9 protein-coding genes are annotated in these 12,122 nt (G+C 64.1%); 7 read left to right on the forward strand and 2 right to left on the reverse strand.

Going from position 1 to position 12,122, the window contains the following annotated elements:
• Positions 1-60: 60 nt before the first annotated feature.
• Entirely contained in the window at positions 61-1,101 is a 1,041-nt protein-coding gene (locus ACVOLS_RS08765) for a pirin family protein (protein ID WP_481545315.1), read from the reverse strand.
• Positions 1,102-1,206: 105 nt separating this feature from the next.
• Here ACVOLS_RS08765 and ACVOLS_RS08770 point away from each other — a divergent pair, with 105 nt between their 5' ends.
• From ACVOLS_RS08770 to ACVOLS_RS08780, 3 genes are all read left to right on the forward strand, one after another.
• Positions 1,207-1,626 carry a winged helix-turn-helix transcriptional regulator gene (locus ACVOLS_RS08770; RefSeq protein WP_481545316.1) on the forward strand — a complete coding sequence of 140 codons (420 nt, stop codon included), beginning with the start codon at positions 1,207-1,209 and terminating at the stop codon, positions 1,624-1,626.
• Between the two features lie 455 nt (positions 1,627-2,081).
• The gene (locus tag ACVOLS_RS08775; RefSeq protein ID WP_481545317.1) at positions 2,082-4,823 is read left to right on the forward strand and encodes a DUF2339 domain-containing protein; all 2,742 of its coding nucleotides are present in this window, start codon (positions 2,082-2,084) and stop codon (positions 4,821-4,823) included.
• Positions 4,820-6,205, forward strand: a complete 1,386-nt coding sequence (locus tag ACVOLS_RS08780; RefSeq protein ID WP_481545318.1) for a DUF3999 family protein — start codon at positions 4,820-4,822, stop codon at positions 6,203-6,205. The genes ACVOLS_RS08775 and ACVOLS_RS08780 overlap by 4 nt, the downstream gene beginning before the upstream one ends.
• A 192-nt stretch (positions 6,206-6,397) precedes the next feature.
• Here the strand turns inward: ACVOLS_RS08780 and ACVOLS_RS08785 are convergent, their stop codons facing one another.
• A complete protein-coding gene (locus tag ACVOLS_RS08785; protein WP_481545319.1) occupies positions 6,398-6,952 on the reverse strand; it encodes a GNAT family N-acetyltransferase in 555 nt (184 codons plus the stop codon).
• Positions 6,953-7,033: 81 nt separating this feature from the next.
• Here ACVOLS_RS08785 and ACVOLS_RS08790 point away from each other — a divergent pair, with 81 nt between their 5' ends.
• The 4 genes from ACVOLS_RS08790 (at position 7,034) to ACVOLS_RS08805 (ending at position 11,940) form a co-directional block, all read left to right on the forward strand.
• Positions 7,034-8,212 carry a phosphoglycerate kinase gene (locus ACVOLS_RS08790; protein ID WP_481545320.1) on the forward strand — a complete coding sequence of 393 codons (1,179 nt, stop codon included), beginning with the start codon at positions 7,034-7,036 and terminating at the stop codon, positions 8,210-8,212.
• Positions 8,209-8,853, forward strand: a complete 645-nt coding sequence (locus tag ACVOLS_RS08795; protein ID WP_481545321.1) for an HAD-IA family hydrolase — start codon at positions 8,209-8,211, stop codon at positions 8,851-8,853. The genes ACVOLS_RS08790 and ACVOLS_RS08795 overlap by 4 nt, the downstream gene beginning before the upstream one ends.
• Positions 8,854-9,304: 451 nt before the next feature.
• Positions 9,305-10,771, forward strand: coding sequence for a pyruvate kinase (gene pyk / locus ACVOLS_RS08800; protein ID WP_481545322.1), 1,467 nt, complete (start codon positions 9,305-9,307; stop codon positions 10,769-10,771).
• 164 nt (positions 10,772-10,935) lie between these two features.
• Complete coding sequence (locus ACVOLS_RS08805) at positions 10,936-11,940, forward strand: class I fructose-bisphosphate aldolase (RefSeq protein WP_282271310.1); 1,005 nt, start codon at positions 10,936-10,938, stop codon at positions 11,938-11,940.
• The last annotated feature ends 182 nt before the right edge of the window (positions 11,941-12,122 follow it).

Raw genomic sequence — 12,122 nt, forward strand, 5'->3', positions numbered from 1 at the left:
TTGTGCTCCAGTTCCTTGCCCGGGTTACCCGCTGTTGCAAGTGACACACTCGCCCGCCTTTTACTCCGAAGGCGGCAACTCAATCCCATCACTGCCCGGATGCTTGGCAAACCGTCCCTGCCCAGCCGCGTGCACCGGGCCATGGCTCGACCACGGCCAGCCACCGAACTGGGTGCGGCCATAATCCCGCCGCGCCTGTTCGATCTCCTCGGCGGTATTCATCACGAACGGGCCGTACGCCACCACCGGCGCGCCGATCGGCACGCCCTGCAACAACAGTATCTGCACCACGTCCTCGCCATTGTTATGCAGCGGCAAGGCATTGCCTGCCGCCACTTCCAGCAAGCGCGGCCCGCTGATCACATCAGCGTCCACCAGCAACTGCCTGCCGTCATGGAAGTACAGCGTACGTCGCGTGCCTTGCCCGCTTGCTGGCGGCAAGGTCACCGAAGCACCCGGCTGCAAGGTGATCTGCCAGACGGCGACATCGCCTTCAGGATTGGCCGCCCATGAGCTGCGCCCCGGCGCCAGCGGCACGAGTTCGGCATGGCCGGCTTCCTGCGGCACATAGCGGCCTGCAATCACTTTCACCTCGACGCCGTCGATGCGGTAGTGGGGAATGTTCTCGCCCCACAGCATCACGAACTCAGGATCGGCCATCTTGTTGTGTGGCGGCAGGTTCAGCCAGATCTGGTACAGATCCAGCGGATTGGCGTGCTCGCGCGAACGCAGCGGGAACATCTCCGAATGCTGGGTACCGCCACCGGCAGTAAGCCATTGCACATCACCGTCACCGTAGCGCGCGGTCGCGCCCAATGAATCTGCGTGGTCCACCAGTCCCTGCGGCACGATGGTGATGGTTTCAAAACCCCGGTGCGGGTGCGCAGGGAAGCCCGGCACGTTGACCCCGTGGTACATGCTGAAGCCATCTTTGCCGCTGAAGTCATGGCCAAGCTCACGGCCGCCCAGCTGGCGCATGTCCACGCCCTGCTCGGCGGTGGCTGGCGGATACCGGTCCAGGTGATGGGCGCAGAACAGGAAAGGATCGGTGCCCGGCCAGGGGTTGCCCAGCGGTTCATTGCGGAGGATCAGGTTGGACATCGGTGACTCCTTGGTTGTTGGGGCCGCGTTGGTGGGCTGGCGCCCGCCTGCGTCGACATGCTCTATTGATGGGTGCGCGGTTCTACACCACAAGGAGGCACGCCGATGGCAGTTACTCACACCGGTGATACCGGACCGGCGGCGGCTGGCGACGCTGCGTATTGCCAGCAGGTGCGCTTGCTGCTGGACCGTGTCGGCGAGAAATGGAGCCTGCTGGCGGTAATCGCACTGCGCGAACAACCGCGCCGCTTCAATCAGTTGCGGCGTGAATTGAGGGGCGTGTCGCCGCGCATGCTTGCGCGGACGCTGCGGGGCTTGGAACGGGACGGACTGGTCAGCCGCAGTGTCTACCCGACCGTGCCGCCGCAGGTCGATTACGCGTTGACCGGATTGGGGCAATCACTGCTTCAGCCGGTGGATGCCTTGCTGCAGTGGGCCTGGGCGCACCAGCCGCAGATGGATCAGGCCCGCACTGACTTCGATGATCGCCAGCGCGATGCCGAGGACGCCTCGCTGCAAGGCTGATGCTGTCCAATCACCACCCGCCCACCAAGCCGATACCAGTATTGCGTGAGCATCGTTCTGTAGGGGCGGCGTAAGCCGCGAAGCTGAGGCTGCTGAAGCCCTTGGTATCTGTGCCATCTGATGATGTAGCGGCTTCGCGGCTTACGCCGCTCCTACAAAGAGGCCGGCTGGGCCGCACTCCTGTTGCTGCGCGGGCATTGTTCTGTAGGAGCGGTGTAAGCCGCGAAGCTGAGGATGCTGAAGCCTTCGGTATCCATGCCATCTGATGATGTAGTGGCTTCGCGGCTTACGCCGCTCCCACAAAAGTAAAGTGCAGTCTGGGGCTCAACGTGGCTCAAACGCTTGGGCCAACGACATTGCGCTGCGGGGCGGGCTGAAGCTGACTGGGGGCACCTTGCGTTTTCAGGTGGCGCGGATAAGGTGATGCAGCACGTTCAGGTGCACAAGGATGATCAATGGACGAGGGTTGGGTGTTGTTGATAGTGCTGCTGGTACTGGCCGCGCTGGCGATGCCGGTGTTGCTGGTGGCGGCCTTGGTATCGGTGTCTTCGCTCAAGCGCCGCGTGGCTGCGCTGGAGGAGCGTTTGGATGCTGTTGGCACCGAAGCCCCACGGCCGCAGCGCGCCGAGGCAGTCCAGCCCTATGCGTGGATGGAGCCGGAGGTCGATCCGGCTGATTCCATTGTCGAGCCAGCGGTGGCCGCTGCGCCGGCCTCCGCGCCAGAACCTGTGGCTGCGGCGCCAGCGCCTCCACCCTTGCCGCCCAAGCTTGACCCGCTCGACCCGCTGGCAAGCGCACCTCGCCGTCCGGTGCCCGAGCGCCGTGAGCCGGCGCCGCAGCAGACCTGGACACCGGTCGAACCCGTCCCACCGGCCGAACCCAATTTCGTCGAACGTGCAGTCGCCTATGCCAAGCAATGGCTGACCAGCGGCAATGTGCCGGTCAAGGTCGGCATGCTGGTGCTGCTGGCGGGCGTGGCGGCGTTGCTCAAGTACGCCACTGACCAGGGCTGGTTCACCGTGCCGGTCAGCCTGAAGCTGGCTGGCATCAGTGCAGCGGCATTGGCCGGATTGGTATTCGCCTGGCGCAAACGCGAAAGCCATCGCAGCTTCGCCCTGGCGATGCAGGGCGGCATGATCGGCATCCTGTTGCTGGTGGTGTTCTCCGCCTGCAAGAACTACGGAATGATCGGCACGGGTGCTGCCTTCGCATTGAGTGTGGTGCTGATTGCCGGCCTGTCGGTGATGGCGGTGCTGCAGGAGAGCAAAACCCTGGCCATCCTTGGCGTGCTGGCCGGCTTCATGGCGCCGATCTGGTTGTCCGACGGCAGTGGCAATCATGTAGCCCTGTTCTCGTACTACGCACTGCTCAATGCCGGCATCTTCGCCATCGCCTGGGTGCGGCCGTGGCGCATCCTCAACCTGCTGGGGTTTGTCTTCACCTGGGGCATTGGCACGGCCTGGGGCGTGTTGAAGTACACCCCGGCCAATTTCAACAGCACCGAGCCATTCCTGGTGTTGTTCTTCGTGTTTTATCTGTTGTTGCCCTTGTTGTATGCCCGCAAGGCCAGCAGCGCTGGCAGTGCGCGCATTGATGGCTGTCTGTTGTTTGGTACGCCGCTGGTCGCATTCTCGCTGCAGGCCGCGTTGTTGCAGGGCGATCGCATGCCCTTGGCATTCTGCGCATTGGGTGTGGCTGCACTGTATGCAGTGTTGGCGCGCGCGCTGATCAACAACGAACGCATGAATGTGCTGGCACGCGGCTACGCCATTCTCGCCGTGGGCTTCGCCACCTTGGCGGTGCCGCTGGCGTTGTCGGCCAAGGCGACGGCATCGGTGTTCGCGCTGGAAGGCGCGGGTCTGGTCTGGTTGGGCTTGACCCAGGATCGCCGCTTGGCGCGCTGGACCGGCCTTGGTCTGCAGTTGGTTGCCGCCGCGGCGTTGGCTATTGGCGTGTCGGGTAGCTATTCCAGCGCGACCACTGCCATTGCCAACGCCGCCTTCATGGGCGCCTTGCTGATCGCCGTGGCCGGCTTCGCCACCGCATGGTGGTACCGACGGGCAGGCAATCCGCAGGTTGCGACGGTCGCCTATCTGTGGGCATTGGCATGGTGGCTGGGCAACGTGATCCTGGAAATCGGTGATTTCGTCGAGATCGACAGTCGTCTGCATGCGGTCTTGCTATTGCTTGGTGTGACCGGTTGGCTGGCCGCGGAGGTGCAGCGTCGCGCACCGGCGTTGGCGCTGTCCTTGACCACGCTGGGCGCGTTGGTGATGGCCTTCCCGGTGGCCTTCCTGCAGGTGTCCGAGTACGGGCAGCCATTCGCCGGTTACGGCGCGTTGGCGTGGGCAGTTTTCGCCGTTCTGGGTGTGCGCAGCCTGATGTGCCTGCGCGCTGGCAGCGGTACGGTCGCTGGTCTGGCACAGTTGGCCTGGTGGTTGCTGTGGCCGACCGTGCTGTCGTTGTTGGCCTGGCATATCGGCGACCGCTTCGCGCTGGCCGAAGGTTGGGTGGGCATGCTGCTGGCACTGCCGTGGCTGCTGCTGGCGGTGTTGTCCATGTACCGCTGGGCGTGGTTGTCGCAGCCCTTGGGCGCAGCGTTTGATGGCTATCGCAAGGCCTTGCAGATCGCAGTGTTCGCGGCACTGGGCTTGTGGTGGCTGACCTCGCTGACCAGCTCCGGCTCGGCTGCGCCGTTGCCGTGGATTGTTGTGTTGAACCCGCTGGAGCTGGCCGAGATCGCCGTGCTTGCCTTGCTGGCGATGCGCCTGCGCCAGAATGCGGGCGTGGCAGCGTTGCCGATGCAGCTGGTGGGCACGGCAGTGGCCGCGCTGGTACTGGTGACGGTGATGACGCTGCGTGCGGTGCACCACTGGGGCGATGTGCCGTGGAGCGACAGTCTGCTCGGCAGCAAGTTGGCGCAGACCAGCCTGACCGTGGTCTGGAGCCTGCTGGGTGTGATCGGCTGGATCTCCGGCTCGCGTCGAGGCCAGTGGGGACTGTGGCTGGCCGGTGCCATCCTGATGAGCGTGGTGTTGGCCAAGTTGCTGCTGATCGATCGCGGCAATCTAGGCGATCTGCTGGGTATTGGTGCCTTCATCGCCTATGGCCTGCTGTGCACCCTGGTCGGCTGGCTGGCACCAGCACCGCCGCGTCGGGTGGGTACTGAAACAAACAACGAGGAAACATCTGCATGATCAAGCGCCTGCTGGTACTGGCCTTGTTGCCCTTCAGTGCAATTGCCGCCGATGACTTCGCCCGGCAGTGGCCGCTGCAGTTGTCGCAGCCTGATGCAGGCGCCTACCGGGTGCCGCTGGATGCAACGGTGTATTCGGCGGTGCATTGGCGTGACCTGCGCGATGTACGGGTGATCGATGCCGACGGCAAGCCGGTGGCCAGCGCGGTGTATGCCGCTGCAACACCGCTTGGTGGTGCGCTGCGTATCGCGCCGCTGCAATGGTTTGCACTACCTGCAGCCAGCGCGGGCGGCGATGAGGACCTGAGCATCGTGGTGGAACGCGATACCGCTGGCAAAGTGGTGTCGATCCGCAATTCGGTAGGTGCGACACCTGCGGTTGGTAGCGCCGACCCGGTATGGCTGGTCGATCTTGGTGACGAGGCGGGCAAGCTGCACAAACTGCTGGTTGATTGGAATGACACGGCGGCGACGCTGGATCTTGGTTATCGCCTTGAAGGCAGCGATGACCTGCGTGGCTGGCAGGTGCTGGATCCGCAGGTGCGGCTGGTGCAGCTGCGCAACCAGGGCAACGAGCTGCGCAGCAACAGCATCAGGGTCGAGTCAGGCTTGCGCTATCTGCGCCTGGTGCCCTTGCAGCGTAGCGGTGCACCGCAGTTGCAGGGGCTGCGCGGTGAGTTTGCTGACGCGGTCGAGGTAGGCGATTGGCAGTGGCAGGAGTTGCAGGCGGCTGCCGGCGGCAATGGCAAGGACGGTTATCTATACCGTTTGCAGGGCCGCTTCCCGGTGCAGCGCCTGGATGTGGTGATGCCTGCCAATAGCGCGGTGAGCTGGACGGTATCCAGTCGTGATGAGGACCGCTCGCGCGCCGACAACGGTGAACCGGTCTGGCAGACGCTGACCAGTGGCTGGAATGCGTGGAATCTGAGTCAGGCCGGCAAGCAGCAACGCTCACCGCCGTTGGAAACCTCGGGCATCGTCGATGACCGGCAGTGGCGTCTGCAGGCTGAGCCTGGTGCAGTGCCTGCTGCCGCGCCAGCGTTGCGCCTGGGTTACCGCCCCGGCAGCGTGGTGTTTCTTGCGCAGGGGCGTGCGCCTTACCTGTTGGTTGCAGGCAGCGCGGACGAGGGCAAGGCGCAGGCGGCGCTGGATCCGATGCTGGCCGCCTTGCGTGCACACAACGGCGCGCAGTGGCAGCCGGTCGCGGCGACGCTGGGGGCAGGTGCGCAGCGTGCCGGTGATGCTGCCTACCAGCAGGCCGAAGCGCCGCGCGACTGGAAGAACATCGTGCTATGGGTGGTGCTGGTCTTGGGCGCTGCAGCAGTAGCGGGCTTTGCATTCAGCCTGATCCGCAGCAGCCGCACAGATAAAAAAGACACCTGATGTAGTGCCGAGCCATGCTCGGCAGAGGCCTTGCACATGCAGCTCGCATGCTCATCTCCCTCCCTTTCGCACAGCGAAGGGGAGGGGCGGGGAGGGGTTGTTCTTTGCTCTTTGGGTTTATCTGCTTCGCGGCTGACGCCGCTCCCACAAGGGGAGTGCATCGGTAACGCCCCAGCCGAGCATGGCTCGGCTCTATCGATTGAAATCCCGGCGTAGCAGGCCGTAGATGGCGCTGTCGCAGATTTCGCCGTTTACATGCCAGCGCTCGCGCAACAGGCCTTCGCGGACGAAGCCGAACCTTTCGACGAGGCGACAGGAGGGCAGGTTGCGCGGGTCGATGTCGGCCTCGATGCGGCGCAGCCCCAGATCGTTGAAGACGTAGCCCAGCACCAACTGCAGGGCTTCGCTGGCCAGGCCGCGGCCCTGCCAGTCGGGATGCAGGCTGTAACCGATCTCGGCGCGCGCCTGTATCTGGTCCATGTGAAAGATGGCGCTGCTGCCTATCAACAGGTCAGTGTCCGCGTCGGCAATCGCCCAGACCAGCATGTCCAGTTCGCGGCGCTGGCGCTGGATGTCGGCGATCTTCTGTTTGGCCTGTTCCAGTTCGGTCCAGGCCGGGTAGCTCCAGTAGCGCATCACCCGGGCATCGCTATGGATGGCGAACAGCGCTGCAGCGTCGCCATCCCGGACTTCGCGCAGGCGCAGGCGGGGGCTGGACAGCTCGGGTTGCGGCAGGCGTGGTGACATCCGGTGCACCTTGGGTTTGCCCCATCAGGCAGGGCGGGCGAGAATTGCGGTTTCCCCCATCTTTGCGGAGCTGATCCTGCCATGTCCATCGTTCGCATGACCGACCTCGACCTTTCCGGCAAGCGCGTATTGATCCGCCAGGATCTGAACGTGCCGATCGACGAGAACGGCAAGATCACCTCCGAGCAGCGCATCACCGCCTCGCTGCCAACCCTGAAGCTGGCACTGGAGAAGGGCGCTGCCGTGCTGGTGACCTCGCACCTGGGCCGCCCCAAGGAAGGCGTGTGGAGCCAGGCCGATTCGCTGGCACCGGTGGCCAAGCGCCTGTCCGAGCTGCTGGGCGTGGACGTTCCGCTGGTCAAGGACTGGGTGGACGGTGTCGACGTGGCCCCGGGCCAGATCGTACTGCTGGAAAACTGCCGCATGAATGTGGGCGAGGGCAAGGATGACGAGGCGCTGTCGCAGAAGTACGCCGCGCTGTGCGACGTGTTCGTGATGGATGCCTTCGGTACGGCGCATCGCGCGCAGGCCTCGACCCATGGCGTGATCCGTTTCGCCCCGGTTGCTGCTGGCGGCCCGCTGCTGATGGCCGAGCTGGACGCGTTGGACAAGGCGCTGGCCAACCCGGCGCGCCCGCTGCTGGCGATCGTGGCCGGCTCCAAGGTGTCGACCAAACTGGAACTGCTGTCCAGCCTGGTCAGCAAGGTCGACCAGCTGATCGTCGGTGGCGGCATCGCCAACACCTTCATCGCAGCCGAAGGCCATGGCGTGGGCAAGTCGCTGGTTGAGAACGATCTGCTGGATACCGCGCGCAAGATCGATGCCGACGCCAAGGCACGCGGTGCCGAGATCCCGCTGCCGACCGACGTGGTGGTGGCACCGGCGTTCGCCGCTGACGCGCCGGCCACGGTCAAGGCGGTTGCTGCGGTGGAAGCTGACGACATGATTCTGGATATCGGTCCGCAGACCGCTGCGCAGTACGCCGAGTTGATTGCAAAAGCCGGCACGGTGGTCTGGAACGGCCCGGTCGGTGTGTTCGAGTTCGATGCCTTCGGCAAGGGTACGGAAGCACTGGCCAAGGCCATCGCCAGCTCCAATGCGTTCTCGATTGCGGGCGGTGGCGACACCCTGGCCGCGGTCGACAAGTACGGCATCGCCAAGCAGGTGAGCTATATCTCCACCGGCGGCGGCGCGTTCCTGGAGTTCCTGGAAGGCAAGACCTTGCCGGCGGTGGCAGCGTTGGAGGCTCGCGGCTCGTGAGCCGCGACGTTTTCTTCTTCGATCTTGATGGCACACTGATTGATTCGGCCGTCGGCATCACCCGCTGCGTGGCCTATGCACTGGAGCAGATGGAGCATCCGGTGCCGGGCGATGCCGAGCTGCGCAAGTGGATCGGCCCGGCCCTGCGTACCAGCTTCAAGCCCTTGTTTGGCGACGCCCTGCGCGTGGAGCGTGCGGTGGAGTTGTACCGCGAACGCTTCGATGCGCATGGCTGGAAGGAGCACGACATCTACGCCGGTATCGGTGAGGTCGTGCAGGGCCTGCACGCGGCCGGCCATCGGCTGGCCGTGGTCACCGCCAAGAACGAGCCGCATGCACGGCGCATCGTCGAGCACCTGCCGTTTGGTGGTTGCTTCGAGGACATCATCGGTGCGACCGAAGATGGCTCACGCAGCCACAAGCCGGAGTTGATCGCCGAGGCCTTGCAGCGTTTGTCGTTGCAGGCCTCGCAGTGCTGGATGATCGGTGACCGCCGCATGGATATCGAAGGTGCGCGTCACCATGGCATGCGCAATGTCGGCGTGCTGTGGGGCTTTGGTGGTCGCGAAGAGTTGCAGGCTGCCGGGGCCGGAGCGTTGGCAGCGACGCCGGATGAGTTGGCGGCGGTGTTGCGCGGTTGAGTGACGGGTTTGATGTTTTGTGGCTCCGGCATCCGGAGCCACAACGCGGACAGGCCTCAGCAAAATTTCAGATCGTCATGCCCGCCTGCGCGGGAATGGCGATCTGAAGGGTTTTCGGGGAAGCCCTCGGCGTTCGTGCCGTGCTCGCACCAGTTGTCACCCGATGTCCTCGGCATGTCTTTGCTGCCAACTTTTCTTGCTGCGCAGCAGCAAAACTTTCCCCCGATTCAACACGCAACAGCAACATCCGCGTGCTGAGCTATCACCCTGGCTTATTGACCTATGCAAGTCAGCTATAGGTCCCGCGTTGTCATACCGTACGGTATGTCCAGACCGACTGTCTGGCCTGTCTTTGGGACACAGCAGAAAGTGTCGTATGAAATCGTATGCGACATCGTTGTCATGCAATGGATGTGCTACTTTCGGCGGTCTATTAGGGAGACTACGCACAATGATTGAACGTCAGCGCCGCACCAAGATCCTCGCCACCCTCGGGCCGGCAACTGACGCGCCGGGCGTGCTGGACGATCTGTTCCGCGCCGGTGTCAACGTCGTGCGTTTGAACTTCTCCCACGGCGATCCGTCCGGCCAGGCCAAGCGTGCCGCCGACGTGCGTGCTGCCGCCCAGCGTGTGGGCGTGGAAGTCGGCATCCTGGCCGACCTGCCGGGCCCGAAGATCCGCATCGAGCGTTTTGCCGAGGGCAAGATTTCGCTGAAGGCCGGCGACCGTTTCGACCTGATCGCCAGCACCTCGGCACCGGCCGGTGATACCAGCCAGGTGGGCGTGAGCTACCTCGGCCTGCCGCAGGATGTGGCGCCGGGTGACGTGCTGCTGCTCGACGACGGCCTGATGCAGCTGCAGGTAGTTGAAGTGCAGGGCGAGCGCATCATCAACACCGTGCTCAATGACGGCGTGCTGTCCGACCGCAAGGGTTTGAACAAGCAGGGCGGCGGTCTGTCGCTGGGTGCGCTGACCGAACGCGACAAGGAGCTGATCGGCATCGTTGCCAAGATCGGCGTCGACTTCATCGCCGTCTCGTTCTGCCGCAACGCGCAGGACATGAATGACGCGCGCGAGATCGCCGAGTCGCATGGCTGCTACGCCGCGCTGGTGTCCAAGATCGAGCGCACCGAAGCCATCGAGAACCTGGAAGAGATCGTCGATGCCAGCGATGTGGTGATGGTGGCGCGTGGTGACCTGGGCGTGGAGATCGGCGACGCCGAACTGCCGGGCCTGCAGAAGAAGATCATCAAGGCCTCGCTGGCGCAGAACAAGGTGGTGATTACCGCCACGCAGATGCTGCAGTCGATGGTCGAGAGCCCGATCCCGACCCGCGCCGAAGTGCTGGACGTAGCCAACTCGGTCATCGACGGTACCGACGCAGTGATGCTGTCGGCTGAAACCGCGGCCGGTGCCTATCCGGTCAAGGCGGTCGAGGCGATGGCCCGTATCTGCCTGGGTGCCGAGCGTCAGTTCCAGACCGAAACCGACTTCAATGCCTCGCCGCGCAACCTGGAGCGCGCCGACCAGGCCATCGCCATGGGCACCATGTTCCTGGCCCAGCACGTGGGCGTGCGCGCCATCGTGGCGATGACCGAATCCGGTGGCACCGCGCGCTACCTGTCGCGCTTCCGCGCCAAGTCGCCGATCTACGCGGTCACCCGCCATGACGGTGCACGCCGGCAGATGGCGCTGATGCGCGATGTGTTCCCGATCAACTTCGACAGCCGTGGTTTCACCCCGCGTGAGGCTGCTCGCGGCAGCATCCGCTTGCTGGTGGAGTCCAACCTGCTGGAAGCGGGTGATCGCGTGGTGTTCACCAGTGGCGAGCACATGGAAACCCATGGCGCCACCAACACCCTGCGTTTGCTGGAAGTAGGTAACGACGGCCGCGCCAGCGGTCTGGGCGACCTGTAAACGACGCCAGCAACACGCCACCGCTCCGGTCATCAATTGATCGGAGCGGACAGCTTTTGTCCTGAGATGACAGGCTGAAACCGGTTCCAGACCTTGCGGGCAGCCAGCCGGTGAGCGGGTCGGGCTATAATCCGGTTTTTCCCGCACCCTGTTACAGGAACTTCATGAGCATCGAACTGCTGGCTGAAACCGCCCAGGCCATGGTCGCCCCGGGCAAGGGCATCATCGCCATTGACGAATCCACCGGCACGATTGCCAAGCGCTTCGCAAGCGTCGGCATCGAGAACACGGAAGAAAACCGTCGTGCCTACCGCGAGCTGCTGCTGACCACGCCGAAGCTCAACGAGCACATCTCCGGCGCGATCCTGTACGACGAAACCATCCGCCAGTCGACCAAGGACGGCGTGCCGTTCGCCAAGTACATGGCCGACAACGGCATGATCCCGGGCATCAAGGTCGACAAGGGTGCGCACCCGCTGGCCGGCTGCCCCGGTGAGCTGGTGACCGAAGGCCTGGACGGCCTGCGCGAGCGCCTGCAGGAGTACTACAAGCTGGGCGCGCGTTTCGCCAAGTGGCGTGCGGTGATCAACATCGGTGAAAGCATGCCGTCGGGCACCTGCATCGAGTCCAATGCCCACGCGCTGGCCCGTTATGCCGCGCTGTGCCAGGAATGCGGTCTGGTGCCGATGGTCGAGCCGGAAGTGATCATGGACGGCGACCACGACATCGAGACCTGCTACGAGGTCACCGAAGCGACCCTGCGTTCGCTGTTCGACGCCCTGTACCAGCAGAACGTGGTGCTGGAAGGCACCATCCTGAAGGCCTCGATGGTCATCCCGGGCAAGACCTGCGACGAGCAGGTGGATGTCGAGGAAGTGGCCGAGTCCACCGTGATGTGCCTGAAGTCGACCGTGCCGGCGATCCTGCCGGGCGTGGTGTTCCTGTCCGGTGGCCAGAGCGACGAGCAGTCCACCGCGCACCTCAACGCCATGAACCAGGTCGGCACCTTGCCGTGGCCGCTGAGCTTCTCCTACGGCCGCGCCATGCAGCAGGCTGCACTGAAGCTGTGGGCCAAGGACATGAAGGGCAACTACGCTGCTGCACAGAAGACCGTGTTCGAGCGTGCCAAGGAAAACGGCCTGGCTGCACAGGGCAAGTGGGAAGGCTGATACGCCAACCTGCGTGAGTTGAACGAAACGCCGGCCAACAGCCGGCGTTTTGTTTTGCAGTGTTTTTTGTAGGAGCGGCGTAAGCCGCGAAGCCGGCACAAACAAAACCGCCAGGGTGGCTGCCATTGCATTCATTCCAGGCAGCCTGAGCATTTCCAGCTTCGCGGCTTACGCCGCTCCCA

Source organism: Stenotrophomonas sp. STEN038, assembly GCF_056759895.1.

Coding starts and splice junctions, on each gene's coding strand:
- ACVOLS_RS08765 (WP_481545315.1), bottom strand. CDS start 1,101: ATGTCCAACCTGATCCTCCGCAATGAACCGCTGGGCAACCCCTGGCCG.
- ACVOLS_RS08775 (WP_481545317.1), top strand. CDS start 2,082: ATGGACGAGGGTTGGGTGTTGTTGATAGTGCTGCTGGTACTGGCCGCG.
- ACVOLS_RS08805 (WP_282271310.1), top strand. CDS start 10,936: ATGAGCATCGAACTGCTGGCTGAAACCGCCCAGGCCATGGTCGCCCCG.
- ACVOLS_RS08770 (WP_481545316.1), top strand. CDS start 1,207: ATGGCAGTTACTCACACCGGTGATACCGGACCGGCGGCGGCTGGCGAC.
- ACVOLS_RS08785 (WP_481545319.1), bottom strand. CDS start 6,952: ATGTCACCACGCCTGCCGCAACCCGAGCTGTCCAGCCCCCGCCTGCGC.
- ACVOLS_RS08780 (WP_481545318.1), top strand. CDS start 4,820: ATGATCAAGCGCCTGCTGGTACTGGCCTTGTTGCCCTTCAGTGCAATT.
- pyk (WP_481545322.1), top strand. CDS start 9,305: ATGATTGAACGTCAGCGCCGCACCAAGATCCTCGCCACCCTCGGGCCG.
- ACVOLS_RS08790 (WP_481545320.1), top strand. CDS start 7,034: ATGTCCATCGTTCGCATGACCGACCTCGACCTTTCCGGCAAGCGCGTA.